Origin of the sequence: Sporocytophaga sp., from assembly GCF_017745095.1 — a bacterium.
In the GTDB taxonomy this organism is placed as follows: domain Bacteria; phylum Bacteroidota; class Bacteroidia; order Cytophagales; family Cytophagaceae; genus Sporocytophaga.
The window spans coordinates 90,846-116,950 of the sequence record NZ_JAGHZZ010000004.1 but is presented as its reverse complement, the minus strand read 5'-3'; the positions used below and the strand labels follow the sequence as shown (position 1 = coordinate 116,950).

Genomic DNA, 26,105 nt, shown 5'->3' with positions numbered 1-26,105 from the left:
ACAAAATGAGATCCCTTCGGGATCTCATTTTTTAAATATTATCAGAAACAGTTTGAAGATTAAGACCTATTTCTCAAAATTTTTCTGGTTTCTATAATGCCCTTATCTGAATACACATTGCAGAAATAAAGTCCTGGTCTTAGATTGGAAAAGTCAACTTTATACGCTGAAGGTCCAACTTTGCTGCTTAAATCTATTGACGCAACTTCTTTCCCAATAATATCAAAAATCTTGATAAATTTGACATTTTTATTTCCGGGAAAAATAGTCAGATTCAATTCATCTTCAAATGGATTTGGAGTAACCTGAAACTCGTATTTAGATTCTTTTAAATCCGTAAGTCCACCCAATCCTAACCCTACAGCAATAGAACCTTTCATTCCAGAATGGATAGTGCAGGCATAAGTAAAAGTACGCCCTGCAAATAATTCACGATGGTTATCATAAATTTTATAGGATTTAACTCCATCAGGAGATGAAATTAAATTGCTCCCATCGTCAGATTTTATTGGATGCATAGAAGAAGAATTCCCCACCCAAATAAACTCAACAGTATCATTTGGATCAATACCTAACATTGCAGGTTCAATTTTAGAATTAGATATAATTACCTGGTGCGTTGTCTGGGCCAATGTTCCACCCTGCCACAAGATAACTACAGCTAAAATAAATACTATTTTTTGTACGAGTCTCTTCATGCCACTGATTATTAAATACAAAGATACTTGAAATTAGGATAAAAACCATGCCAGTTTTGGGGGAAATAATTGTCAATAAGAGCTCAATTATTCTAGTTTATCTTAAGGATAATTTTTTTAAACTTAAAAATGTTCCCGAAAATCACTAAAAATTTAACCTGCCCACCCGTCCCTATCGAGACTCCTATACTGAATTGCCTCTGCAAGGTGTTCTACTTTAATTTCTTCACTTTCAGCAAGGTCAGCTATCGTCCTTGAAACTCTCAGAATTCTATCGTAGGCTCTGGCTGAGAGGCCTAATTTCTCCATAGCATTTTTAAGTAGATTTTTCCCTGGTTCTGAAATTATACAAATTTCTTTAACCATTTGGGAGGGCATCATTGAATTTGAATGAATGAGATTTTCACCTGTCGGCAGTTCCTCAAATCGTTTCTGCTGAATTTCTCTTGCTTTAATTACACGCTCCCGGATTTCTCCACTGCTTTCTGTTTTTCGGATTGATGACATTTCATCAAAGCCCACAGGTGTTACTTCAACATGAAGATCAATGCGGTCCAATAGTGGACCACTCACTTTATTGAGATATTTCTGAACAACGCCTGGCCCGCAAACACATTCTTTTTCCGGATGATTGTAATATCCACAAGGACAAGGATTCATACTTGCAATCAGCATAAAATTCGATGGAAACTCAACCGAAACCTTTGCTCTGGAGATACACACTTTTCTCTCTTCCAGCGGTTGCCTCATTACCTCTAGCACAGTCCTTTTAAATTCCGGCAATTCATCCAAAAAAAGAACACCATTATGGGCAAGAGAAATTTCGCCAGGTTGAGGATGTCCACCACCTCCTACAAGAGCTACATCACTGACTGTATGATGAGGAGCTCTAAACGGACGTGTTGATATCAATGCTCCGGCACCTTTTAATTTACCGGCAACTGAATGTATCTTGGTTGTTTCAAGAGCCTCATTTAAAGTAAGCGGAGGCAAAATTGTGGGAAGCCTTTTGGCTAGCATTGTTTTTCCCGCACCTGGAGGGCCTATCATAATTACATTGTGACCGCCCGCTGCTGCAATTTCCAGTGCTCTTTTAATATTTTCCTGCCCTTGTACATGAGCAAAATCAGCATCATAGTTATTAATCTGATTAAAGAAAATTGACCTTGTATCCACCCTTAATGGTCTCAACTGGACCTTTCCTTCAAAAAAGTCAATAGCTTCCTGAAGATGAGAAATTCCATAAATATCAAGATTATTAACTATTGCAGCCTCAGCCTCATTTTCTTTAGGCAATAAAAATCCCTTAAAACCTTGCTTTCTGGCTTCTATTGCAATGGGGAGGACACCTTTAATTGGTCTCAACTTTCCATCTAAAGCCAACTCTCCCATGATTACATATTGGTCAAAATCTTCGGCATTAATCTGGTCCGATGCAAAAAGCGTTCCTAGTGCAATTGGCAGATCATAAGCAGAACCTTCCTTTTTGATATCAGCAGGAGCAAGGTTTACGACAACTTTTTGCCTTGGCATTGCATAACCAAGATTCTTAATTGCGGATTCCACTCGATGTTCACTTTCCTTGACGGCACTGTCAGGAAGGCCAACGATAAAAAATTTAGTACCCTGACCTATATTTACTTCAATAGTAACAGTATAGGCATTCACGCCATAGACGGCGCTCCCAAAAGTTTTGGCAACCATAGCTTAGCAAGTTGAAAGAGTTAAAAAAAGAGCTTATTTAGCTAGCCCTTTTTCGATTAGTAATATTAAAATATGAATAATTTTTATGTGTACTTCCTGAATTCTGTCTGCAAACCCCTGATGACTGACATTTATAGCCACATCTGCCAGTCCAGCTAGTTTTCCCCCGTTTTTTCCAGTCAGCCCAACCACCTTCATTCCTTTACCTTTCGCTTCTTCTGCAGCTTTTAATACGTTTTCGGAATTTCCACTGGTACTGATGGCAAGCAGCACATCCCCTGGCCTGCCTAAAGCACCAACATATCTTGAAAAAACAAATGCATAGCCATAATCATTTGCAGTGCATGTAATATGACTAGGATCAGAAATTGATATTGCAGCAATAGGCTCCCTGTTCTCTCTATATCTGCCGGTCAGTTCTTCTGCAAAATGCATGGCATCGCAGGATGAACCTCCATTACCACAGCTTATGATTTTGCCTCCATTCTTCAGCGAGCTTATCATTAACTCCGCAGCAGTTTCAATAGCTTGTATATTTTGCTCTGAATTGATAAAATTATTCAAAACTTCTGCTGCGCTTTTTAACTCTGCAAGGATTGTATTGCTATTCATTTTAACTTCCTTTGTTTTAGAAAAATGTAAAGGAAATAAAAAGTCAATAAATAAAAAAGCCCCGAAGGTCGGGGCTTTTATTCTTATAAAAATATTTTCTAATTAATATCTGTCATCCCAGCCTCCACTGCTGCTAGCATCGTCATCATCCCAGCTACCTTCTTCATCAAAGTTTTCTTCTTTCCAGTTAGAATCATCATCAAAATCAGCATCATCATCATCTCCTCCATCTTCCCACTCATCTTTGAAATCATATTCATCTTCCTCTTCCATTGTCTTCTCTTCATCCTCCAGGTCTTTAACAATCTGTGCTGTCAGACCTGTTCTGGAAAGGGCTTGATCCTTTGAAAGTCCGGCATCCAGTAATGCTTTATAAGCTTCAAAACTTGCATAAAGCTCATCGTCGCTTAGGTCGTCAAGGTTATTGTTTTTCATAAGCTCAAATTAATTCCTTTTTAAAATTTTAGATTCTAATAACGAAGTTAAATATGAATAGTTTGTTGCTCCAAGAATTTTAATAAAAAAATTTTCTTTAGCTTTTAAACTAGTTAAACTCGGCAATTACGGTCGATCCGCCCTTCACTTTTTCGCCCATGGTTACTTTAACTTTAGCATCCAATGGAAGAAAAACATCCACTCTAGATCCGAACTTTATAAAGCCCAATTCCTCCCCTTGCTTCACTTCTTCTCCTGCCTGTAAATACCATACAATTCTTTTAGCAAGAGCTCCTGCAATCTGTCTTAGCAATATGCTTGTTCCGTTTTTAGCGGTTACAACAATTGTAGTTCTTTCATTTTCTGTACTGGACTTAGGATGCCACGCAACAAGATACTTACCGGGATGGTATTTAAAATATGTTACCATTCCAGAAATGGGATTTCTATTAATATGTACGTTGACAGGTGACATAAAAATTGATACCTGTTTTCTTTTCTCATTAAAAAACTCAGTCTCTTCAACCTCTTCTATTACAACCACTTTTCCATCTGCAGGAGCTATCACGTGATTGTCATTTGTCATAATTAATCTGCGGGGACTTCTGAAAAATTGCAGAATCATTATATAAATAAATGCAGATATTCCCCAAACTGTCCAGCGGATAGTCACGCTTTCTGGCAATAAATAATATACTGCTAGGTTAACAATCAAAAGAACAACAAAAAGATACGTAAGGATTTTATATCCTTCTTTATGAATTACCATATTTTAAATTAAATGAAGCAGCAAATATAATAAAAGATTAAAATCCTCCTCTGAATTTGTATGTTTTTGCTACTTTATCTATGGCAACAATATAGGCGGCAATTCTCATAGGAACATTAAATTCGAGAGATGTGCTGTAGACTTTTTCAAAAGCTTCTTTCATGATCCTGTCACACCTTCTGTTAACTCTTTCCAAAGGCCATCTAAGTCCCAAACGATTTTGCACCCATTCGAAATAGGAAACGGTAACTCCACCGGCATTTGCAAGAATATCCGGAACCACCATTATGCCCTTTTCATTGATTATATCATCCGCATTGGCACTGGTTGGTCCATTGGCCCCTTCAACAATAAGCCTCGCTTTTATATTAGGGGCGTTGTAAATATTGATTACATCCTCTTTGGCTGCAGGCACCAAAAGGTCAACCTGACAGGTAATGATTCCTTCCGAATCATCCATTTTTTCTGCATTTGGATAACCTTCCAGCATACCATTGTTTTTATCTCTGTATTTAAGGGCATCCTGAATATCAATCCCTTTATCATTCCAAAAGGCTCCACTTATATCACTTAATGCTTTAATTTTAACTCCTCTTTCCTCCAGAAGTCTGGCGGTATTTGAGCCCACATTGCCAAATCCTTGAATAGCGCAACTTGTCTGACTTGGATTCATCTTCAACCTCTGCATAGCAGAAAGTGCACTTACCATTACCCCTCTGCCTGTCGCTTCCACTCGGCCCAATGAACCTCCGAGAACCAACGGTTTTCCGGTAACAACAGCATTTACTGTCATCCCTTTTGCTTTGGAATATTCGTCCATCAGCCAGGCCATTTCTTGCTGACTTGTCCCCATGTCAGGAGCCGGAATATCTTTATCAGGCCCAAAAACATCCATCATTGATAAAGTATATGCCCGGGTAAGTCGTTCGATTTCCCCTTTGGACATAGCTCTTGGATTACACATAATCCCCCCCTTTGCTCCTCCGTAAGGAATATCAACCACAGCACATTTCCATGTCATCCAAGCTGCAAGAGCTTTCACCTCATCCAAAGTAACTCCCATATCATACCTGATCCCTCCTTTTGAAGGACCAAGTATAGTATTATGAATTACCCTGTAACCAGAAAATACTTTGATCCTTCCGTCATCCATAGTAATCGGTAAAGAGACAATCACCTGTTTGTCAGGATTTTTTAAAACGTTATAAGTTTCATTGTCAAGTCCTAACTTCTGTGCTGCCAGATCGAATCTGGACATCATGGATTCTAAAGGGTTGTCTTTATCCTTAATTGGTGCTGGTTCTATATATGACATATCCGCTTTTTTCTTTGTTTTGTCGAAATGTTTACGGAGAAGAAGCCTTATTGTTTATGAAAAAATCTTTAAAAAGGCTGCTATAAAAGGTGATGAGAGCAATAGCCCGTCAAACCGATCCAAAAAACCTCCATGACCGGGAATTGTTTGGGCAGAATCTTTAATAGCAAGGCTTCTTTTCAACAGTGATTCGACAAGATCTCCATAGCTACCAACAACAACTATAATAGCTGCCATAATCAACCAATGAAGTGTGTCAAGTTCTTTCCAGAATAATGACAGTGTGAATCCGATGGCCAATGCGAATAACCCTCCACCGATACTTCCTTCCCAGGTTTTTTTTGGGGAAATCCTAAAAAACAACTTGGTTTTACCTAATGCCATCCCTGCAACGTAGCCTCCAATATCATTAGCCCAAAGAATGAGAAGAATACCCAGAATAATATGAAAATTATATTCCTGAAGGTAAAAAGCACAAACATGGAGCAATCCAAAAGGAAGAGCAATGTAGATATTTCCTAAGAATGTAAAGGCTATGTTAAAAAATGGTTTATCGTTTTTCCTGAAGAGTTCCATCAAAAAGAGGAGAAACAGAAACGGAAACAATAGAAAATAACAATCAAAGGTGAGAACTTGCTTTTCTATCAGAAAAAAAAGAGTAAAAATCATCATTCCGGAAACCACTCCGAATATCTTATTGGGTTTAATTTCTGCAACCTCAATAAGGTTGTAAAATTCAATTAACGACAGCAGGCAAATTGTAAACAACAAAGCAAAATAGCTCCATTCATTAAAACAAATTGCTGAGATCATAATAAACGCACCGGCCAGACCGGCAATAATCCGCTGAGTGAGGTTACCCATGTTACGGATTTTAGTAACTAATTTCATTTCCCTTAATTTATGATTATTAAAAACCTGGCGGTTTTCAATTCAAGTTTAGCAAAAAAAAGGGTATAAATCTGAAATTATTTTGTGATTCCTGCCTCTTTCGAATTCCTTTGATATAAATAAATAAAAAAAGAAAAGGCAATGAGCGATACCACCACAGAATAGAAGGGTATAGACTCTGACGAATCCGGATTAAAGCTAATATCTTTTTGCTTATACATATTAGCCAAAATAAGTGTAAGTGCATTGTTCATAAAATGTACAAACATGGACACATATATATTCCCTGACCAATAATATAAGTATCCAAATAGGACACCAAGAAACATCCTTGGAAAAAAACCAAAGAACTGAAAATGAATAAAACTGAACAAAAATCCGGTAATCCAAATAGCTAATGTGGGCGATTTGAGAATATCTTTTAACTCGTTCTGCACAACGCCTCTAAAAACCAATTCTTCACCAATACCCGGAATCAGGGCAACAACCAAAAGTGTAACTACAAATGATGTGTTGTCTTTATAATAAATAATAGTTTCAGTAAGTACTTTCGCCAGGTTTTCGCTATTCTCCATCCAATCTTGAAGTGGCTTGAGGCTTGAGGGTAATTTCATTTCCTTGTTCCAATCCACCAGATAAGCAAGAAGAGGCATTCCCATAAAAAATATAATAATTGACAAAATCAGAAAAAAAGGAAGTCTTTTTGTGATTGGATTAAATTTCTTAAAATATGACTGTCTGAATATGGCCATATATATAAGAGGCATCACTAAAAAAGTAATAATCGCATTTACAGCCTGACTTTTTAAAATCAATGACTTTGGATCAGGGGAACTTTTTATAAGATTTAGCAATTCAGTTTCTGAATTAAAACTAATTCCCCAAACCTCCTTAAGAAGAATATGACCTAATCCACTGCCAATTAGCATACTTCCAATAAGTACTAAGAATACAATAAGTACACCGAGTGTTTTTTCAAGTATTCCGCTTCCTGAACTATTAATATTTTCCATAAAAGTTGGTAAATTTACTTTATTGCCCCGACATATTTCTGGGACAGTTTCAAAAAAAAGATATAGTTGCTCCTAATAATTAAAATAATACAACTTTGGTTAAAATAGGTCAGATAGAACTTGGGGAATTCCCCCTTTTACTTGCTCCCATGGAGGACGTTAGTGATCCACCTTTTAGGGCTGTATGCAAGGAAAATGGTGCGGATATGATGTACACTGAGTTCATAGCAGCAGACGGATTGATCCGTGATGCTGAAAAAAGTCTGCAGAAACTAGACATCTACGACTATGAACGACCTATCGGTATTCAGATTTTCGGCGATAAAATTGAGGCCATGCGAGAGGCTGCTGCTATTGCTGAGGGGGCAGGCCCAGAGCTTGTCGATATTAATTACGGTTGCCCCGTTAACAAAGTAGCTTGCAAGGGGGCCGGAGCTGGAATTTTACTTGACCTTCCTAAAATGCAGAAGATGTCTGAGGAAATTGTCAAGAGATGTAAAGTACCAGTTACCGTCAAAACAAGGCTCGGATGGGATGAGAAAAACATTAAAATTCTTGAAGTAGCACAAAGACTTCAGGATGTTGGTGTTCAGGCTTTAACTATTCACGCCCGCACGAGATATCAAATGTATAAAGGCGAAGCAGATTGGAGCTGGATAGCCAAAGTCAAAGAAATGCAAAGCATTCATATCCCTATTTTTGGAAATGGAGATATCGATTCACCGGAAAAAGCCCTGGATTATAAAAACAGATTTGGTCCTGACGGAATTATGATCGGAAGAGCAGCAATTGGCAATCCTTGGGTATTTAACCAGATCAAACATTATTTCAAAACAGGAGAAAAATTAGCCGAACCAGATATTGCAGAAAGAATAAGAGTTTGCAAACAACATCTGATCAGATCTGTAGAATGGAAAGGGCCTAAAACAGGAATTTTTGAGATGCGTCCTCATTATACAAATTATTTCAGAGGCTTCCCTAACTTTAAGCCTTTCAGACAAAGAATAGTAACAGCAGGAAGTGTCGAAGAAGTATCTGAGATTCTGGATGAAGTTGAAAAAACTTATAGTGCAGGAGTTGACGTACTAAATTAATTTACAAAAAAAAATAGAAAACGATACAACGTTTTCAAATATCGCAAAGTCTTACGTTTGATTAATTATCGGGAAAAAGTTAATCAATTAGGGAAATTTTATAAGCTCTGGACGTTAACACCAGAGCTTATTTTTTCTTGTCACGGTAAAAAAAAGAGCCCATCAGAGCTCTTCTCATTAACCATTATTTTTTTCTTAAGCATTTTCAGCAACAACTTCCTGCACTTCAGGAATCATCTTTTTAAGAAGGTTTTCAATACCAGCCTTCAATGTGATTGTAGAAGAAGGACAACCACTACAAGAACCTTGTAAAATTACTTTAACCACACCGTCATTAAATGAGCTAAAAGTAATGGCACCACCGTCCTGCTCTACCGCTGGTCTGATGTATTCATCAAGAATAACCTTTATTTTCCCTACGATTTCAGAATCTCCGGCAGTTGGAGATAAATTTTCAGGTACAAATTTTTCATTGAAAAGAGGTTTTCCTTCCTCCAGATAACCCTTAATCAGAGATTTGATCATTGGAGTAACTTCAATCCAGTCGATATCATCTGATTTTGTGATAGTGATAAAATTAGATGAGAAAAATACTCTCTTCACAAAGCTAAAACGGAAAAGATCCTGAGCCAGGGGACAATTTGCTGTACTTACTGGACTAGGGAAATCAACGCTTTCCGATACTAAAAGAAAATCCGTAACGAATTTCAAAGAATTCGGATTTGGATTCGATTCTGTATAAATATTTATAACTCTTTTTTCTGTAGACTCCATGATTTTGATTGATAAAATGGAAGAACAATTTTAGACTTAACTTAATTCATTTTGCTAAAACAAACTCATTTCCAATTGCATTTAATCCAATGGCATAAAATGTTTGTTACAACGAATCAAATTTACGAAATTATATTAAGAATTTCCCCCTGATTTTTCGGATCCGGCAACAACCACTGCAGCCATGGCATCTCCTGCTACATTTACAACTGTGCGACACATATCCAGGATTCTATCCGGGGCAAGAATCAAAGCAATACCTTCTACAGGTATATCGGTACTCTTCAGAACTGCAATCAAAGTAATCATACCCGCACCAGGAATTCCTGCAGCACCGACAGCTGCCAATGTAGCCGTAAAAACTATAGTGATTTGCTGAAAAAAAGTAAGCTCCAGACCAAATGCCTGAGCTATAAATACCGCAGCAATACTTTGATAAAGAGCTGTACCATCCATATTCACAGTCGTACCGAATGGCAAAACAAAACCTGTAATCTCTGCCGGCACTTTCAGATGATGTTCTACCCTTTCCATTGTGACCGGAAGTGTAGCATTGCTTGAACTTGAAGTAAACGCAAGCAAAAATGCCGGCCTCATTCCTTTGAAAAACTGACCATATTTTATATTGGAAAAAAAGGTAAATATGGCAGGATAAAGTATCAATAGAATAACAGTCAATCCTATCAATACAGAGATGGCATACCAGAGAAGAGAATACAAAAGCTGGACCATCTGACTCCCATTTCCTGCCAGTTCTACAAGCACAGAAGCCATTAATGCAAATACGCCTACAGGTGCTGCAGCCATGATCATCATAACCATTTTAAGGAGAGCTTCATTGACAGCTTCAAGAAAACCAACTACAGTAGCTGCTTTTTCAGAGGATATTCGGGTAAGTGCTATTCCAAAAAGTAATCCGAAAAATACCACCTGAAGCATGCGTGTATTGTCTGATGCAGCCCCAAAGAAGTTAGAAGGAACCATTTCCACTAAAGGAGTAAGAGGGCTTTCCTCAACTTGCGCATATGCAGAAATACTTTTCGCAGTAGCATCCTGATATTTAGAAATCATCTGATTTCTGGTTTCTTCGGAAATTACTTTTCCAGGTTTGATAAAACTGGCAAGTGTAACTCCAAGAAACGTAGCACAAATTGCTGTACAAAAAAACAAAAGGATCGTTTTTCCTCCGATCCTTCCGACTTTAGCAAAATCTTTTAAGTTTGCAATTCCAGAAATCAAAGATGTGAGAATTAAAGGAATTGCAACCATTTGTAGAAGCCTAAGGAAAATAGTTCCGAATGGCTTTATATAATCTACTGTAAACTTTGTTCCTTCGGGAAACTTAGGTGCATAAAATCCCCAAAGGATTCCAGCAATCATTCCCAGAAGGATCTGAAGATAAAGAGGAAAGCTTTTCTTCTTCTTTTCTTCCATTATAGTTTTATAACTTTATTTCTTAAAAGTAAATCTGCAAGAACTAATGCTGCCATCGCTTCTACAATAGGCACAGCCCTTGGCACTACACATGGATCATGCCGTCCTTTACCAGAAACAGTAACAGGCTCTCCTTCCTGATTAATACTCTCCTGATCCTTCATTAATGTAGCAACTGGTTTAAATGCTACCCTGAAATAAATATCCTCTCCGTTAGAAATTCCACCTTGAATACCACCTGAATGGTTGGTCTTTGTTCTTACTCTGTCTCCTTCCAAATAGAACGCATCGTTATGCTGTGAACCCAGCATTTTTACACCTTCAAAGCCACTACCATATTCAAACCCTTTTACAGCGTTGATTCCAAGCATAGCTTTTCCAAGCTCTGCATGTAACTTATCAAAAACCGGTTCACCAAGCCCCACAGGGGTCCCTTGCACAACGCATGACACGACACCACCTATTGTATCACAGTCTTTTCGGACGTTATCGATGAGACTAATCATCTCCTCTGCCATTGCAGGGTCTGGGCAACGAACTATATTATTTTCAGTTTCCTCAAGATTAAGTTCTTTATAACTTTTTTGAAGTGCAAGACTGCCAACCTGAGATACATAGGCATTGATTTTAATGCCATACTTTGCTAGAAACAATTTTGCTATTGCACCAGCAGCAACTCTTGCAAGGGTTTCTCTTGCTGAACTTCTTCCTCCTCCTCTGTAATCACGCACTCCATACTTTTCCTGATAAGTAAAATCAGCATGAGAAGGTCTGTATCTATCAGCAATATGCGAATAGTCCTTACTTCTTGCATCAGCATTCCAGACAAGCATAGCGATAGGCGTTCCGGTAGATTTTCCTTCGAATATTCCGGAAACGATTTCTATTTTATCTTCTTCTTTTCTTTGCGTGGTAATTTTGGATTGCCCTGGCTTTCTTCTGTCTAATTCATTTTGAATGAATTCAAGGTCCAGATCAAGACCTGCAGGACATCCATCAAGCACTACACCAACTGCACGGCCATGAGACTCACCGAATGTACTAATTTTAAATAATTTTCCGTAACTATTACTCATCGTTTGATAATTAAAATAATGGTGGTTACCAGCATAAACAGGATGATGATATTGGTTAATATCTTTGTAAGATCATCCCTTTCTCCTTGCCTGAGCTTGTTGCTTGACTTGTCGATGAGCTGGTAAAACCCTTCTTCGTGACTTGAAATATACTCACTTTTTCTTTCTCCTTTTACATAAATTGTAAATTTTGGAGTCAGTGTATCATAAGTTTTGCTCAATGTATTAAAATAAATGAGAGAGAAACAATCTGCCAGCTTAACATTCCCCGGGTTTTTAGGAAGAAATTCATAATTAAAAACTTTAGTAAACTGAACGCCCCCACCCTTTTCTTCCTTTTTAACTTCTTCTTTCTCAGGATAGATCTCAAAATCAGGAGTTTCTTTAATATTCATTTCCGCTATTGAAGGATTAAACATACCTGTAAGTTTCAATGATACTTTCAGCGGCTCATTCACTTCAAGGACTTTTTTCCAAATATTAGTCTGTAATTCAGCCGTTCCAACAGCAACTGAATCTTGCAAAGGATGATCAGGAAGTGGCGAAACATGTACATCAATTTCATTTGACTTAAATGTTTTAAATTCATCTCTACGATCAATGCTATTTTTCGTCCTTAAAGTCTGATAGGTTAAAACCTTAAAATTCGTTGAAGGAATGGTTATCGTTCCAGCTCCCAGAGGAAACAAACACACCTTGTATAAGCGAAATCTGTTGTAAATTTTATTGTGAAATTTAACACTATCCTTTTTTAACTCTCCTGGGGATGTAATTTCCTCTATCCAACAGTCAGCAGGTTTGAGGTCCTGAATGATGGAAGTTACCTGCTTATTCAGATCGACAAAATTGTATTCGGAAGGATTATCTTTTGCTACCAGAAAACTGGCAGAAAGCACAAAGCCTTCATTGGCGAAAACCGACTTTTCACTACTCTCTACCAAAAACATTGCATCCAATTCTGAAGGAGAAAATTCTTCCTTTTTTCCAGCTTTGTCCTCATTTTTTTGTTCATGAGATTTTTTCCCGGGAGCTACTGTAATTTTAGTGCCGTTAAAACGATAGGTCTGACCATTTACTGAAATTGTAAAAGAGGGAAGTGTAAAAACACCGGGCTTAGAAGGAAGATATTCTTGTTCTGCGATAAAAATATCTTCTTTTCTTTCCCTATTAAACGTCGTTCTCTTTTTAGAAAAATCCTCAATTTCAGGAAAAGGACTGATTTCTTTTACTTTTTTGGTAGGGACTGTCAGGGTAATGGTAAAAATTTCTCCCTCCCGGATAGAGCGATCAGAAAATTTAATTTTTAAATCCTGGGCTGAAAGGCTATATGTTAGAAAAACCAAACTGCAGCAAATACATAAAAGTAATTTTTCAACCATTTTTAAAACACATTTCAGATGAATCTCCTCCCCAATACATTTCCTAATTAATACCTTCCAAGGGATAAAATTAGAGAAATGTGAAAAAACTTAAAACATTTTACAACATTAAGGCGTTAATAAGGTTAGTAAAGTAAGTCAAATCTAATGTAAGATTTGGTTTCAAAATAATAACCTTAAAAACCTAACAACCAAAAACTATTTAAATCAAATGCTTGAATACGTAAAATTAATTCTAGAGAAAGTAAGTTTTGATCAACAACTTTTTGAAAAAGAATTAAAAAAAAGTATCAGAGATTTAATTGAAGAAGAGTTAATTGATCTGAAAAAGTGGTGCTACGAAAATTTTTCTAAGGAGCACGAAATTCTTAACAGATGCTTTGTTTAACCTATTTACAGCCTGATTTTCAATAATCAAAATTATTGGGAATCAGGCTAAAAATTTTATATTCCGTTGAAGTCCCTCAAATTTTGTTCGCTTTATTGCTGTTTTTTTAAATACTTCATCAAATAACTCTGACGTCAGCTCCGTCCATTCTTTAAGGTTTTTAAATTCATCGGTTGGTAAAAACTGAGGTTCATTATGTGCTTTGGAGAACCGATTCCAGGGACATACATCCTGACAGACATCGCACCCGAATATCCAGTTATCCATTTTCCCTTTAAAATCTGATGGAATATTATTTTTCAACTCGATTGTGAGGTAGGAAATACATTTGCTTCCATCCACTACATATGCTTGAGAAATAGCATCCGTGGGACAGGCATCAATGCATTTAGTGCAAGTACCGCAATAATCTTTCATTGGGCCATCATATTCCAGATCAAGGTCTGTAATGAGTTCTGCAATAAAGAAGAAACTTCCGGCTTTTGGATTGATGAGGTTACTGTTTTTCCCTCTCCATCCCAAACCTCCTTTTTCAGCCCAGGCTTTATCCATTACAGGAGCTGAATCCACGAAGGCTCTGCCATTAAAATCTCCGATTTCCTGCTTCAAGTGAAGCATCAATTCTTTGAGCTTATCCTTAATAACAGTATGGTAATCCTTCCCATAAGCGTATTTGGAAATCTTTAATTGATGATCAATAGACTCTTCAGGAAAATAATTCAATAGGAAAGAGATTACCGACTTTGAGCCTTCTACAAGTTTACGAGGATCGAGGCGCTTATCGAAATGGTTTTCCATCCACTTCATTTCTCCGTGATTGTTATTCATCAGCCAGTTTTCAAGCCTTGGAGCTTCCTCTTCTAAAAAATCAGCCCTGGATATGCCACAGTAGTCAAAGCCCAGTTCTTTTGCCTTATTCTTAATCAGCAGGGTATGTTTGGATTTTGATGAAAACATAAAACTTACGAATCCAGATCAAACAGCGTTCCTGTGCGGTTGTTTGGTTTTATTTTCAAGTGCTTATAAGCTAACTCCGTAGCTTCACGGCCTCTGGAAGTTCTTTTAATATATCCCTCCTGAATCAGGAAAGGCTCATAAACTTCTTCAATAGTTTCAGCCTCTTCTCCGCATGCTGTGGCAATAGTAGAAATACCAACAGGACCACCCTTAAATTTTTCTATGATGGTCATTAATATTCTGTTATCCATTTCATCCAGACCATTCTGATCTACATTCAGAGCAGTAAGGGCCATTCGGGCAATTTCAATAGTGACCCTTCCCTTCCCTTTTATCTGCGCAAAATCACGTGTTCTTCTTAATAAATTGTTGGATATACGAGGTGTTCCGCGACTTCTTCTGGCAATTTCATAAGCCGCCACCTCATCTATAGGGGTATCTATAATTCCTGCAGAACGCTCTACAATGCTTGTAAGTAATTTTGCATCATAGTACTCCAGACGTGCATTAATACCAAACCTGGCTCTTAATGGCGAGGTAAGCAGACCTGCCCTTGTTGTAGCTCCGATAAGTGTAAATGGATTTAACCCAATCTGGACCGTACGAGCATTCGGCCCTGAATCAAGCATAATATCTATTCTGTAATCTTCCATGGCAGAATAAAGATATTCCTCCACTACCGGATTGAGGCGATGTATTTCATCAATAAACAGAACATCATTGGCTTCCAGGTTGGTTAAAAGTCCAGCGAGATCACCAGGCTTTTCGAGAACTGGTCCGGAGGTAATCTTAATTCCGGAACCTAATTCATTCGCTATAATATTTGAAAGCGTGGTTTTCCCCAACCCCGGAGGGCCGTGTAAAAGCACGTGATCCAATGCCTCTTCTCTTTGCTTTGCAGCTTCAACAAATATTCGAAGATTTTCAACAATTTTATCCTGACCAGTAAAATCCTCAAAGCTTAGCGGACGCAAGGCCTTTTCGAATTCCCTTTCCCCAGAACTAAAATTCTGGTTATCACCTTTTAAATAATCTTCGCGCATTTCAAATAGAATACTTTAACACAATTTTCTTCTAATTTACGATATTTTAACTGACCAACATCAGACAAAAAATGAATTTTGCGAATATTTTTAGCAAAACGAGATATATTGATTATCAATTACCTTTAACTGTACTAATATATAATACATTGACATTAAGCAAATGTCATTATTTTCCAACCATATAAAAAAGCTAGGGCTCACTACTGAATTTTAATGTAAATTTGCAGATTCAATTTTATGACACTAGCAAAAAAAGAGTGGTTTAGTGAATGGTTTAACTCTCCTTACTACCATATTTTATATAAGCACAGAGATTTCGAAGAGGCGGAAAATTTTATAGATAATCTGCAGGAAGCATTTAATTTCGTTGAAGGTCAGACTGCTTTGGACCTTGGTTGTGGAAGAGGAAGACATGCATTTTACATGCATAAAAAAGGACTGAACGTTACCGGGATAGATTTATCAGAAGAGAACATAGCTTTCGCATCAAAATCAGAGGATGAAACATTGCATTTCTTTGTACATGATATGCGTAATGTATTTGCTGAAAATCAGTTTGACTATATCTTCAATCTATTTACCAGCTTTGGATATTTTGATGAAGAGAAAGATAATATCCAGGCTATAAAAGCAGCCTCGACAGCACTTCGCAAAAAGGGGCGGATGGTGCTTGATTTTTTCAATACAGAAAAAGTAATTCGCAATCTTCAGCAAAAAAATGAAACTACTATTGATGGTATTCACTTCGAGATCAGCAGAGTGGTAGATGCTGGCTGGATTATTAAAGACATAAAAATACAAGATGGTTCTTCCGAATTACATTTTCAGGAAAGAGTAAAGGGGGTAAAGCGCGAAGAATTCGAAAACTATTTTAAATTTGCGGGCCTCAAAATTCTGAATTTATATGGGGACTATCAACTTCAGCCTTTTGAGACAGAAAGTGACCGGATGATCTTTATACTGGAGAAAGAAAATTAAAATTAAAGAATGGTAATATCACTCCTGCTCTTATTCAGTTCGGCTTTGCTGGCAGGCTTAGCTGTGTTTTTCATTCCAAATCTTAATATTCAAAGATTCAAAGTTGTACTGTCTTTTAGCGGCGCCTATCTGTTCAGTATAACAGTGATGCATATACTTCCGGAACTTTTTCTGGAATCCGGAGATATACGTTTTGCAGGAATTGCGGTTCTTACAGGATTCTTTTTCCAAATGGTACTTGAATACTTTTCTTCAGGTGTAGAACATGGACATATTCACATACATGAACATGAACATTCACAAATTCCCTATTCCCTTTTAATTTCAATATGCATCCATGCCTTTCTGGAGGGGACGCTTGTTGCTCATCCTTCACATAGCCATAGTCATGGAGAATCACAAACCTTGTTGTATGGATTGATATTGCATAAAATCCCCGAGGCATTTGCATTGATGTCTGTGCTTGTGTTTTCTATGAGAAGCAGAGTAATCGCAGTTTTATTATTAGTCCTTTTTGCACTGGCATCTCCAATGGGATTATTGCTCAGTCATTGGGCCTTTGATCATGAATTCTTTGAAGTAAATTGGTTTATCTTTTTATTTGGAGTTATCGCTGGAAACTTCCTTTATATTTCCACTACAATCTTCTTTGAGACAAGTCCTAATCACAAATTCAAAGCTAACAGGCTTATTGTTTCTGTGCTTGGGGCGGTATCAGCAATCATTGCAGAATACCTTTTGTAAGCAAGAGAATCGAGCAAGAGCAAGAAAACTAAACTACATGTTAAAAATATGATTTCTTGCTCTTGCTCGAACTGTTGCTCTTTTTACTGAATATCAATATCCAGATTTCCGCTCATCAGATCTTCATCTTTTCCGTTTACACTAGCAGGCACTTCTTTTGAAAGTTCGTCATCCAATTCCTGATCAGATGGTTTTGCACTTGTCATTTGTTGCTCTTCCGGAGTAAAGGAAGCATCCATCGGAGCCTTTGCTTTGTTTTCTGCAATTACTTCATTCGCCAACACACGTGCTCTTGCAGAATGATACAATGATTTCTCTAGTTGACCTTCATTATAGTATTTCTTAGCCAGTCGTTCATGAGAAACTGATTTGCTCAATTTGCCATTAAACATTTTGGTCTTTTTTACAACCATATGTGCAAAACCAATGGTGCGGTTGGACTTAAGAAGAAAGTTTTTAACCTTCACTTTATCTGCAGTAGGATTTGCAAGAACAGAAGCCAGTGTCAACAATGATAAAACTAAGCTAAGATATAGTTGTCTGAATCGGATCATGTGGTATATATTTTGTTTGGGAGATTAATACGAAAAAATAATTGAGTAGATACAAAAGTTTTTTTGATACCAAGTCAACACAACCAATTGATTATAAATTAAATACCCCCAAAATAAATTTTTTTTTTATTTTGAAACCAATTCAGCTTCATTTTCAAATACCTGACGGTCTGTTAAATATCTATAAAAGTTGAGCTCCCAAAAATATTTCATTCTAAATATCAGTCAATTCCCCACATGGAACTCTCCACAGCAAAAACCGGTTTAAGTACTATATGCAATTCCATAAATTTTTCATAGAGCTATTAGACCACTAAAGTCCCACGATAAGACGGGACCAGGAAATTGCATTTTCCTCCTTTACAAAACTCCCGAACATTAAAATCAATGATAATAAAATCAATTATGAGCTTGTCTCGAGGTAATTCTATTGCCTGATGAGTAAGTGAAACTTGATCTCCTTCTTTTCTCCTTTCACTTACTCATCTGACAATTGTTTTGAGGCGGCTTCCACCTCTAAATATATATTGTTATGAACTGGATATATCTTTCTCTCGCAATTGTGACAGAAGTTGTAGGCACAGTGATGATCCGATTTTCGAACAGTTTTTCGAAGATCATACCTACTATCTTAATGATAGCTTTCTATATCATTAGTTATTATTTCTTTAACCTGTCCATCAAAAAAATTGAGCTTGGTACTGCCTATGCGGTGTGGTCAGGCGTTGGCACTGCATTACTTACGGCAGTTGGGATGCTCGTTTTTAATGAAAGTATTTCTCTTAGCAGAGTAATAGCCATCGCACTTATTCTTATTGGAGTATTAATACTCAACTTATCGGGATCATCTTCACAAGCATAAAAAATGAAGACATATAAATAAAGAGAGGTTGTCCTAAAGATGCAGCCTCTCTTTTTTTTCTTAATTGAAACAAAATTTCATTTAATATTCCTCTAAATGAAGGTTTCTCAATCAGAAATTTAAATTTGAGTCAAATTCGCTCAATATTTCCTCTTTTTGCTCAAAAATTGAGTCTTTTTACCCAAATATTGGTTCTCTTTGCTCAAATTTTGGCTCTTTTAACCTTTAACTTGACTCTTTCTTACTGAAATCTCAGTCCTTTTGCCCTAAAATTTAGTTTCCATCACCGAATATTGACTCTTTTCACTCGAAAATTCAAGGCCGAAGCCTGAATTTTGACACTTTTAGAATCAATTTTCAGGCTAATAGAATAAAAATTGAAGGCAATAGACTTGGTATTTTAGCTAAAGAAATGAATTTTAAACTTAAAACATGGAATTCCTGTAGTGTCGGGGCTTTCGACCTGACTCCACAGAAAAAAAAGAGGCTGCCTTTCTGAGACAGCCTCTTTTTTATTTTCTCTAATGGAGGTTTTCCCTAATTAACCTAAAAAGGTAAACTGCTTCAAAAACCTCACATCATTCTCAGTGAACAAACGAAGATCTTTGATCTGGTATTTAAGCATGGTAATTCTTTCAATACCCATACCGAAAGCATAACCTGAATATTTTTTAGAATCTATCTTTGAGTTTTCAAGTACGTTGGGGTCTACCATTCCTGAACCACCGATTTCTACCCAGCCTGAATGCTTACAGATATTGCAGCCTTCACCCTTGCAGATTAAACAGCTGATATCAATCTCTGCGCTTGGCTCAGTGAAAGGGAAGAATGAAGGTCTGAATCTTAGTTTAGTATCTTTTCCGAACATCTCTTTCACAAAGTGATAAAGTGTTTGCTTAAGATCAGCAAAGCTTACATTTTCATCTATATATAAACCTTCTACCTGATGAAACACGCAATGTGCTCTGGCAGATATGGCTTCGTTTCTATATACCCTTCCCGGAGATAAAGTTCTGATTGGAGGTTTCTGATTTTCCATTACCCTCACTTGCACAGAAGAAGTATGTGTTCTTAAAGCGATGTCAGGATTTTTTTCAATGAAGAAAGTATCCTGCATTTCTCTGGCTGGGTGGTTCAGAGGGAAATTCAGGGCAGTAAAGTTATGCCAGTCATCTTCAATTTCAGGACCTTCAGAAAGGTTGAAACCCATACGCTCAAATATCTGGATAATTTCTTCACGCACCATAGAAAGTGGGTGACGGGTTCCATTCTGATCAGGAATTCCAGGCAGAGTAAGATCTTTTCCAGAAGAAGCGTTTTGTGAAGCTGCCTGTTCAAACACTTCTGTAAAGTGCATAAGCTTAGCCTGTGCCGCATTTTTTAGAACATTCAGCTCTGCACCCATTGCTCTCTTTTCTTCATTGGGCACTTGTTTCAGGAGGTCAAATAATTCTGTAACCTTACCTTTTTTACTTACAAACGTTAGTCTGAATTTCTCAAGACTATCTTTAGTATCTATCTGAAATTGCTCTATTTCTTCCGAAACGCCTTTTATCTTATCTAACATACTTTGTTGAGTTAAAAGCTAAAAGCTGAAAGCTGAAAGTTTATAACCTGCTTTTCCCACTTTAAACTTTATACTTAATATTTTATACTTAATATTTTATACTTATTTGCATTTTCTATACAAAGAAAGCTGAAAGTATAAAGTACAAAGCTATTAACTTCCTTTCTCACTTTGAACTTTAAGCTTTCAACTTTAAGCTTTAAGCTTTTTGCTTTCTTTCAATCTCTCGCAGGTTCTCCATCTTCTTATTTCTCAGGAACCCGTTGATATCTTCGAAATGTTCTTTCACTCTTTTGTTTCCGAATTCAAAAACCTTTGTAGCCAAACCACTCAGGAAATCTCTGTCGTGAGAAACAAGTATGATGGTGCCATCGAATGCCAATAGCGCTTCTTTAAGGATATCTTTGGTTTTCATATCCAGGTGGTTGGTAGGCTCATCGAGGATCAGAAGATTAACTGGCTCTAAAAGCAATTTAATCATTGCAAGCCTTGTCTTTTCTCCTCCTGACAATACCTTAACCTTCTTTGCAGAAGCATCTCCACCAAACATGAAAGCGCCTAGAATATCTCTGATTTTAGTCCTGATATCACCAACAGCAATATTGTCGATAGTCTGGAACACTGTCAGTTCTTCGTCAAGTAAAGATGCCTGATTCTGGGCAAAGTAACCTATCATTGCATTATGGCCAACTTCCAGTTTTCCATCAAAATCAATTTCTCCCATGATAGCCTTTATCATGGTTGATTTACCCTCTCCGTTTTTCCCAACAAAGGCAAGCTTCTGACCTCTTTCAATAGTAAAGGAAGCATCTTTGAAAACAACATGATCGCCATAAGTTTTCCCCAACTCACTAGCTATTACAGGATAGTTACCTGAACGAGGTGCCGGAGGAAATTTAAGATTCAAAGCTGAAGTATCAACTTCATCCACCTCAATAGGCTCCAGCTTTTCAAGCATTTTGACTCGAGACTGCACTTGAAGCGTTTTTGAATATGTGCCTTTAAAACGATCTATGAATTCGGTAGTTTCTGCAATAAACCTTTGTTGCTCGTCAAATGCCTTCTGCTGATGCTGACGACGCTCTTCTCGCAATTGCAGGTAATGAGAATAGTTTGTTTTGTAATCATAAATTCGCCCCATTGTTACTTCAATGGTGCGGTTAGTAATATTATCAACGAAAGCTCTATCGTGAGAAATTACAATTACAGCTTTTGCGCTGTTTACGAGAAAATCCTCCAGCCATTGGATAGATTCTATATCCAAGTGGTTGGTAGGCTCATCGAGCAAAATAAGATCAGGAGTTTGCAATAATATTTTTGCAAGCTCGATACGCATACGCCATCCACCGCTGAATTCGCTTGTAGGTCTTGTGAAGTTTTCTCTCACAAACCCTAATCCGAGCAAAGTCTTTTCAACTTCAGCGTCGAAATTGATTTCTTCTATAGAATAATACTGTTCACTGACTTCAGAGACACGTTCAATAATTTTATAATATTCTTCAGATTCGTAGTCTGTTCTTGTTTCAAGCTCCTTGTTCAATGCATCGATTTCCTTTTTCATATTAAGGATAGAAGCAAATGCCTTTGAAGTTTCTTCAAAAACAGTACTATCATCATCCAATAGCAAGTGCTGAGGTAGATAAGCAATGACAGCTCCATTGGGCGCAGTAATTTTTCCTTTAGTGGGTTTATCAACGCCAGCAATAATTTTTAACATGGTAGATTTACCGGCACCATTTTTACCCATAAGGGCTATTCTGTCATTCTCATTGATATTGAAAGTAACATCGCTGAAAAGTGTTCTGCCGCCAAAAGCTACAGTAAGTCCGTCAACTGAAATCATGGAGATTTAAAATAAAATTAAGGGTGTAAAGATACGTATTTTTCAACGATACCCGGGAATGAAAAATTCCGAAATTAGCCTAATAGGGAAGATTTTAAGCAGATTATTCCCAATTGAAAGAGCTATCTAAAAGTTTTCACCCTGAAAAATAGATCTTTAAAAAAAGTAAATGCGGAATTAATGCACAATTTACCTGTTTCTGACAAAGTATATTTTCTATTAATTCCGCATAAATTTTCTAATAGTTTAATAATAAACCTTAATTCAGGTTTATTTAAATACCTTAAACAGCAATAACAAAAAGATCGCTAAAGCCACAATTCCGGTTGTAATATCAAGCCCAAAACAGCATAATGTAATAATTCCAGAGATCACAGTGCCTGCAATTTTCATCCAGCTATATGGTCTGTCTCCTTTCGTTTCTCCCGTTCGGGCATTGATCAAAAACCTGAAGGATTTTCCTCTGTATCTAAATGAACTGATCCATAGAGGTAAAAGTGTATGCTTAAAAGTCGTATTGCTGTAAGCCGTATCAGAAGAGTGGATTCGCTGATGATCTCCTCCAATATCATTTCGAATTGTCTCATCTATCGTTCCTTTGATCTTATTTTTGGCTATTTCAAAACTATCCTTTAAACCTACCTGATAACTTTCGCTTTTAAAGCCTGCAAGATAATTTTCATTGAATGGAACAAGTCCGTCAAGGTCCCATGGTTCGAGAACATCCACATAATCTCTGGGAAGAGAATGTGATGCATTTACAAGCACATCGTCGAAAGAATTTCCAACGCTTCCTGCAGCATAATACCAGTCGGTCACTATGCGGGTTCTGGTTTTTGTTACTGTCTGCCCGTTTTCAACTGTAGTATAATATTCTGTTTCATGCCTATCTATCCCTTGTTCCCCAGTATAGTCAGTCTGAGTATTGGTATCAAATGTCCAGTAAGGCAGATAAATTCCATTCAGTTTTTCAGATACTGCATATTTTTTCAGATCATTTGGTGCAAACCATAAAGATCCCAGCCATTTGCCAAATGATGTATAAGCTTCTTTCTTATCGATTTTAAAAGGCAATACGGATTTTGGTTTAATGACAGTTTTGATATGAGCGTTTTTCAGAACGAGGGCAGTACCGCAAAAGGCGCATTCATCTGCAGTAACGTTAGGCTTAAGTGTTGATTCAGCTCCGCAGCCTGTGCACTTTACGTTTGAAACCTCGTGATTTTCTTCATCATTATCCTGATCAAGATCAGTATGAGCATTAAAATCCAGTTCTGCGACTTCTTCTGCATCATTGGATGTAACAATTTCATTTACTGTACCACAATACTCACATTGAAGTGAATTTGTACCAGGAGCATACTTTAATATGGCTCCGCAACTCTTGCATCCGGTGGTATTCCCCAGATCACTTATAATTGGATTTTGCTCCATTTATCAAAAGATCAACTTTAACATGTAAAAAAATAAAAGAGATACTTCTGGTCCATAAAAATTTCAGGACCAGAAGTAATAATTATGATTGAGGAATTGGAGGTGGAATCGGGGGTGGCGTATTATTAAAGATTGCTGATAATTCCGGAATTTGTTCTGCCAATGCCCAGGCTGGCATGCCGCTCTTCCAGACCATAGACTTTGAAGTAAACTGTCCTTGAGCAGCAAACTGAGATAATTGATTAACATCAAAAGGTCCTGTCTGTTGACCGTTCACTGCAACAAAATAGGCTGCTATGGGCAAAGGAGGAGGCATATTGCCTTTGTTCGACTGCTGAGGATTATTATTAATGTTCATCATGTTATTCTGATTCATCATGTTCATTCCCATCATCATTCCAAGCATATCTACACCAGGATTTCCCCCACCCTGCTTTGCAGATATTTTCATTGAATCCAACAGATCCTGCTGCACAAAAGTACTGCTGTCTCCCAATGCCATTTTCTCACTTATCATCTTTAGTCTTCGCTTATCTTCTTCCGTCAAAGAAATGCTTTCAACCAGGAATGTAGGAAGTGTAAGACCATATTTTGCCTCAATACTTGCATTGATCATTGGATGTAGAATATCGGACAACTCTTTGAGATTTCCAGCCAGTTTATTTGCTGGGATACCCGACTCATTCAGCTTGTCTGTAAACTCCATTACCAGAATACTTCTTAACTGTCCGGTAATATAGTCAGTTGTATAAACACCATTTGTTGCAGAAAATCTTTCAAGAAACAGTTTCGGATCTTTGAACTTAAATGTATATGTACCAAATGCTCTTGCCTCTATATCAATACCAAAGCGAGGATCAGTGTAATACACAGGTTCTTTAACTCCCCATTTCATATCGACAAATTCCTTCATATTGAAGAAATATACTTCTGCTTTGAAAGGGCTACTAAAACCATACTTCCAACTATTTAGCGTTGTCATGATAGGCATATTACTGGTAGTCAGTTCATGCCTTCCTGGGTTAAAGAGGTCAGCCACAAGATTCCCCTCATTTACCAAAACTGCTACCTGACCTGGCCTTACAGTAAGCTGTGCTCCATGTTTAAGCTCGTTGTTATACCGCTCAAAGCGGTAAACCATAGTATCCTGAGTATTATCAAGCCACTCAACGACATCGATAAACTCTCCTTTTAATTTGTCAAATAATCCCATTAAATTTTGTCGGATAGAAAAATGTGAAATTTAGACTTTTAAATAAGACTCCTGAATTAGTTTGTATTTAGTACGTAAATAATCTCCAAAAATCTCATAGCTTGTTTACAAATATTATTCCTAATATACTGAATTTATCAAATTTCATCCAATAAACTTCTAGTTATATTCTCTTCTGTTACAGCTAAATCTGAAGTAAATTCGATTCTTTCTATTTATTCATCCTGAATCTGCGGAACTGCTATGAAAATTGCCATTCTCAGAATCATAGTTTAACTTGTAAAATGGATAGCCTGAATTAGAAAATGGAAGAGATTTTTATGCGACGTGCTTTTGACCTTGCAGCAAATGGTCGAGGAAAGGTTAGCCCTAATCCGATGGTTGGATGTGTTATTGTAAAAGATGGAATTGTGATCGGAGAAGGCTGGCATATGGCTTATGGAGGACCTCATGCTGAAGTGAATGCCATTGCTTCAGTTGCTGATAAAAATTTGTTAGACGGAGCTGACATTTATGTAACCCTCGAGCCTTGTGCACATTATGGGAAAACCCCTCCTTGTGCAGAGTTGCTGATAAAATACCCTTTTAGAAAAGTCATTATTGCTAATACAGATCCAAATCCGTTAGTTGCCGGCAAGGGAATTCAATTGCTGAAGGATTATGGTTTGAAAGTGATTACGGGAATTTTAAGCGAATACGGAGATAGACTCAATGCTCGTTTTTTTACATTTATTCAGAAAAAGAGACCTTATGTAATCCTGAAATGGGCGGAAACTTCCGATGGTTTCGTGGCACGTAGCGATTATTCCTCCAAATGGATCAGTGGAAAGGTTTCAAGAAAACTTGTACACAAATGGAGAACAGAAGAAGATGCCATTGCAGTTGGGAAAAATACAGCCTTATATGACAATCCTCAATTGAACACTCGTGATTGGCCGGGCAAAAATCCCATAAGAGTTTTTATTGACCGTAACCTGGAGCTGCCTGCCACTCTTAATTTATTTGATGGCTCCCAGAAAACTCTCTGCTATAACCTTTTAAAGGATGAAGAAAGTAATAATATCATCTATGTAAAACTTCCTGAAGAAAATTTCATACAAGCTCTGCTTGATGATCTATACAAGCACAAAGTACAATCAGTTATTATTGAAGGCGGGTCTGTTCTTTTAAACCTGTTCCTTTCGGAAGGACTTTATGATGAAGTGAGAATATTTAAAGCTCCGCATACGTTTAAGAATGGTATACCTGCTCCAGGTATGAGAGGCAAACCCGAAGAAGTAATCGAGGTCGAAGAAGATGAACTTTGGGTTTATTACAAAAAATAA

The 26,105-nt window shown here is 37.2% G+C and carries 24 protein-coding genes; 5 read left to right on the top strand and 19 right to left on the bottom strand.

The window, feature by feature from the left end; translation table 11 throughout:
* Positions 1–59: 59 nt before the first annotated feature.
* From J7604_RS07495 to J7604_RS07460, 8 genes are all read right to left on the bottom strand, one after another.
* A complete protein-coding gene (locus tag J7604_RS07495; protein ID WP_293893492.1) occupies positions 60–698 on the bottom strand; it encodes a T9SS type A sorting domain-containing protein in 639 nt (212 codons plus the stop codon).
* Between the two features lie 153 nt (positions 699–851).
* Entirely contained in the window at positions 852–2,402 is a 1,551-nt protein-coding gene (locus J7604_RS07490; protein WP_293893489.1) for a YifB family Mg chelatase-like AAA ATPase, read from the bottom strand.
* A 33-nt stretch (positions 2,403–2,435) separates the two neighbouring features.
* Entirely contained in the window at positions 2,436–3,014 is a 579-nt protein-coding gene (gene lpcA, locus J7604_RS07485) for a D-sedoheptulose 7-phosphate isomerase (RefSeq protein ID WP_293893486.1), read from the bottom strand.
* 102 nt (positions 3,015–3,116) lie between these two features.
* Positions 3,117–3,449 carry a hypothetical protein gene (locus J7604_RS07480; protein ID WP_293893483.1) on the bottom strand — a complete coding sequence of 111 codons (333 nt, stop codon included), beginning with the start codon at positions 3,447–3,449 and terminating at the stop codon, positions 3,117–3,119.
* 109 nt (positions 3,450–3,558) lie between these two features.
* The gene (locus J7604_RS07475; RefSeq protein ID WP_293893480.1) at positions 3,559–4,218 is read right to left on the bottom strand and encodes a phosphatidylserine decarboxylase family protein; all 660 of its coding nucleotides are present in this window, start codon (positions 4,216–4,218) and stop codon (positions 3,559–3,561) included.
* A 37-nt stretch (positions 4,219–4,255) separates the two neighbouring features.
* Positions 4,256–5,533: a Glu/Leu/Phe/Val dehydrogenase gene (locus J7604_RS07470; protein ID WP_293893477.1), complete on the bottom strand. Its 1,278-nt coding sequence runs from the start codon at positions 5,531–5,533 to the stop codon at positions 4,256–4,258.
* Between the two features lie 54 nt (positions 5,534–5,587).
* A complete protein-coding gene (locus J7604_RS07465; RefSeq protein ID WP_293893474.1) occupies positions 5,588–6,424 on the bottom strand; it encodes a phosphatidate cytidylyltransferase in 837 nt (278 codons plus the stop codon).
* Positions 6,425–6,501: 77 nt separating this feature from the next.
* Positions 6,502–7,437 carry a CPBP family intramembrane glutamic endopeptidase gene (locus J7604_RS07460; RefSeq protein WP_293893471.1) on the bottom strand — a complete coding sequence of 312 codons (936 nt, stop codon included), beginning with the start codon at positions 7,435–7,437 and terminating at the stop codon, positions 6,502–6,504.
* A 95-nt stretch (positions 7,438–7,532) separates the two neighbouring features.
* Here J7604_RS07460 and dusB point away from each other — a divergent pair, with 95 nt between their 5' ends.
* The gene (gene dusB, locus J7604_RS07455) at positions 7,533–8,531 is read left to right on the top strand and encodes a tRNA dihydrouridine synthase DusB (RefSeq protein WP_293893468.1); all 999 of its coding nucleotides are present in this window, start codon (positions 7,533–7,535) and stop codon (positions 8,529–8,531) included.
* 195 nt (positions 8,532–8,726) lie between these two features.
* Here dusB and J7604_RS07450 read toward each other — a convergent pair whose 3' ends face one another.
* From J7604_RS07450 to ruvB, 6 genes are all read right to left on the bottom strand, one after another.
* On the bottom strand, positions 8,727–9,305 hold the full coding sequence (locus J7604_RS07450) for a NifU family protein (protein ID WP_293893465.1): 579 nt from the start codon (positions 9,303–9,305) through the stop codon (positions 8,727–8,729).
* Between the two features lie 135 nt (positions 9,306–9,440).
* Positions 9,441–10,739 carry a dicarboxylate/amino acid:cation symporter gene (locus tag J7604_RS07445; RefSeq protein ID WP_293893462.1) on the bottom strand — a complete coding sequence of 433 codons (1,299 nt, stop codon included), beginning with the start codon at positions 10,737–10,739 and terminating at the stop codon, positions 9,441–9,443.
* Positions 10,739–11,815 (bottom strand): chorismate synthase, encoded by a 1,077-nt coding sequence (aroC, locus tag J7604_RS07440; protein ID WP_293893459.1) that lies wholly within the window; start codon positions 11,813–11,815, stop codon positions 10,739–10,741. The genes J7604_RS07445 and aroC overlap by 1 nt, the downstream gene beginning before the upstream one ends.
* Positions 11,812–13,194, bottom strand: coding sequence for a BatD family protein (locus J7604_RS07435; protein ID WP_293893456.1), 1,383 nt, complete (start codon positions 13,192–13,194; stop codon positions 11,812–11,814). Before J7604_RS07435 ends, aroC begins: the two co-directional genes overlap by 4 nt.
* Before the next feature lie 430 nt (positions 13,195–13,624).
* On the bottom strand, positions 13,625–14,539 hold the full coding sequence (gene queG, locus J7604_RS07430; RefSeq protein WP_293893453.1) for a tRNA epoxyqueuosine(34) reductase QueG: 915 nt from the start codon (positions 14,537–14,539) through the stop codon (positions 13,625–13,627).
* A gap of 5 nt (positions 14,540–14,544) precedes the next feature.
* Positions 14,545–15,582 (bottom strand): Holliday junction branch migration DNA helicase RuvB, encoded by a 1,038-nt coding sequence (gene ruvB / locus J7604_RS07425; protein ID WP_293893450.1) that lies wholly within the window; start codon positions 15,580–15,582, stop codon positions 14,545–14,547.
* Positions 15,583–15,822: 240 nt separating this feature from the next.
* Here ruvB and J7604_RS07420 point away from each other — a divergent pair, with 240 nt between their 5' ends.
* A complete protein-coding gene (locus J7604_RS07420) occupies positions 15,823–16,563 on the top strand; it encodes a bifunctional 2-polyprenyl-6-hydroxyphenol methylase/3-demethylubiquinol 3-O-methyltransferase UbiG (RefSeq protein ID WP_293893448.1) in 741 nt (246 codons plus the stop codon).
* A 9-nt stretch (positions 16,564–16,572) separates the two neighbouring features.
* Positions 16,573–17,307, top strand: coding sequence for a ZIP family metal transporter (locus tag J7604_RS07415; RefSeq protein ID WP_293893445.1), 735 nt, complete (start codon positions 16,573–16,575; stop codon positions 17,305–17,307).
* Positions 17,308–17,390: 83 nt separating this feature from the next.
* Here J7604_RS07415 and J7604_RS07410 read toward each other — a convergent pair whose 3' ends face one another.
* Positions 17,391–17,861, bottom strand: a complete 471-nt coding sequence (locus J7604_RS07410; protein WP_293893442.1) for a hypothetical protein — start codon at positions 17,859–17,861, stop codon at positions 17,391–17,393.
* A gap of 532 nt (positions 17,862–18,393) precedes the next feature.
* Between J7604_RS07410 and J7604_RS07405 the strand changes: the two genes are divergently transcribed.
* Positions 18,394–18,723, top strand: a complete 330-nt coding sequence (locus tag J7604_RS07405) for a multidrug efflux SMR transporter (protein ID WP_293893439.1) — start codon at positions 18,394–18,396, stop codon at positions 18,721–18,723.
* A 541-nt stretch (positions 18,724–19,264) separates the two neighbouring features.
* Here the strand turns inward: J7604_RS07405 and J7604_RS07400 are convergent.
* The 4 genes from J7604_RS07400 to J7604_RS07385 form a co-directional block, all read right to left on the bottom strand.
* A complete protein-coding gene (locus J7604_RS07400; RefSeq protein ID WP_293893436.1) occupies positions 19,265–20,290 on the bottom strand; it encodes a phenylalanine--tRNA ligase subunit alpha in 1,026 nt (341 codons plus the stop codon).
* 199 nt (positions 20,291–20,489) lie between these two features.
* Positions 20,490–22,133 carry an ABC-F family ATP-binding cassette domain-containing protein gene (locus J7604_RS07395; RefSeq protein WP_293893433.1) on the bottom strand — a complete coding sequence of 548 codons (1,644 nt, stop codon included), beginning with the start codon at positions 22,131–22,133 and terminating at the stop codon, positions 20,490–20,492.
* 270 nt (positions 22,134–22,403) lie between these two features.
* On the bottom strand, positions 22,404–23,567 hold the full coding sequence (locus J7604_RS07390; protein WP_293893430.1) for a hypothetical protein: 1,164 nt from the start codon (positions 23,565–23,567) through the stop codon (positions 22,404–22,406).
* Between the two features lie 82 nt (positions 23,568–23,649).
* Complete coding sequence (locus J7604_RS07385) at positions 23,650–24,780, bottom strand: SPFH domain-containing protein (RefSeq protein ID WP_293893427.1); 1,131 nt, start codon at positions 24,778–24,780, stop codon at positions 23,650–23,652.
* A 320-nt stretch (positions 24,781–25,100) separates the two neighbouring features.
* Between J7604_RS07385 and ribD the strand changes: the two genes are divergently transcribed.
* Positions 25,101–26,105, top strand: coding sequence for a bifunctional diaminohydroxyphosphoribosylaminopyrimidine deaminase/5-amino-6-(5-phosphoribosylamino)uracil reductase RibD (gene ribD, locus J7604_RS07380; protein WP_293893424.1), 1,005 nt, complete (start codon positions 25,101–25,103; stop codon positions 26,103–26,105).

Coding starts and splice junctions, on each gene's coding strand:
- J7604_RS07495 (WP_293893492.1), bottom strand. CDS start 698: ATGAAGAGACTCGTACAAAAAATAGTATTTATTTTAGCTGTAGTTATC.
- J7604_RS07490 (WP_293893489.1), bottom strand. CDS start 2,402: ATGGTTGCCAAAACTTTTGGGAGCGCCGTCTATGGCGTGAATGCCTAT.
- lpcA (WP_293893486.1), bottom strand. CDS start 3,014: ATGAATAGCAATACAATCCTTGCAGAGTTAAAAAGCGCAGCAGAAGTT.
- J7604_RS07480 (WP_293893483.1), bottom strand. CDS start 3,449: ATGAAAAACAATAACCTTGACGACCTAAGCGACGATGAGCTTTATGCA.
- J7604_RS07475 (WP_293893480.1), bottom strand. CDS start 4,218: ATGGTAATTCATAAAGAAGGATATAAAATCCTTACGTATCTTTTTGTT.
- J7604_RS07470 (WP_293893477.1), bottom strand. CDS start 5,533: ATGTCATATATAGAACCAGCACCAATTAAGGATAAAGACAACCCTTTA.
- J7604_RS07465 (WP_293893474.1), bottom strand. CDS start 6,424: ATGAAATTAGTTACTAAAATCCGTAACATGGGTAACCTCACTCAGCGG.
- J7604_RS07460 (WP_293893471.1), bottom strand. CDS start 7,437: ATGGAAAATATTAATAGTTCAGGAAGCGGAATACTTGAAAAAACACTC.
- J7604_RS07450 (WP_293893465.1), bottom strand. CDS start 9,305: ATGGAGTCTACAGAAAAAAGAGTTATAAATATTTATACAGAATCGAAT.
- J7604_RS07445 (WP_293893462.1), bottom strand. CDS start 10,739: ATGGAAGAAAAGAAGAAGAAAAGCTTTCCTCTTTATCTTCAGATCCTT.
- aroC (WP_293893459.1), bottom strand. CDS start 11,815: ATGAGTAATAGTTACGGAAAATTATTTAAAATTAGTACATTCGGTGAG.
- J7604_RS07435 (WP_293893456.1), bottom strand. CDS start 13,194: ATGGTTGAAAAATTACTTTTATGTATTTGCTGCAGTTTGGTTTTTCTA.
- queG (WP_293893453.1), bottom strand. CDS start 14,539: ATGTTTTCATCAAAATCCAAACATACCCTGCTGATTAAGAATAAGGCA.
- ruvB (WP_293893450.1), bottom strand. CDS start 15,582: ATGCGCGAAGATTATTTAAAAGGTGATAACCAGAATTTTAGTTCTGGG.
- J7604_RS07420 (WP_293893448.1), top strand. CDS start 15,823: ATGACACTAGCAAAAAAAGAGTGGTTTAGTGAATGGTTTAACTCTCCT.
- J7604_RS07415 (WP_293893445.1), top strand. CDS start 16,573: ATGGTAATATCACTCCTGCTCTTATTCAGTTCGGCTTTGCTGGCAGGC.
- J7604_RS07410 (WP_293893442.1), bottom strand. CDS start 17,861: ATGATCCGATTCAGACAACTATATCTTAGCTTAGTTTTATCATTGTTG.
- J7604_RS07405 (WP_293893439.1), top strand. CDS start 18,394: ATGAACTGGATATATCTTTCTCTCGCAATTGTGACAGAAGTTGTAGGC.
- J7604_RS07400 (WP_293893436.1), bottom strand. CDS start 20,290: ATGTTAGATAAGATAAAAGGCGTTTCGGAAGAAATAGAGCAATTTCAG.
- J7604_RS07395 (WP_293893433.1), bottom strand. CDS start 22,133: ATGATTTCAGTTGACGGACTTACTGTAGCTTTTGGCGGCAGAACACTT.
- J7604_RS07390 (WP_293893430.1), bottom strand. CDS start 23,567: ATGGAGCAAAATCCAATTATAAGTGATCTGGGGAATACCACCGGATGC.
- J7604_RS07385 (WP_293893427.1), bottom strand. CDS start 24,780: ATGGGATTATTTGACAAATTAAAAGGAGAGTTTATCGATGTCGTTGAG.
- ribD (WP_293893424.1), top strand. CDS start 25,101: ATGCGACGTGCTTTTGACCTTGCAGCAAATGGTCGAGGAAAGGTTAGC.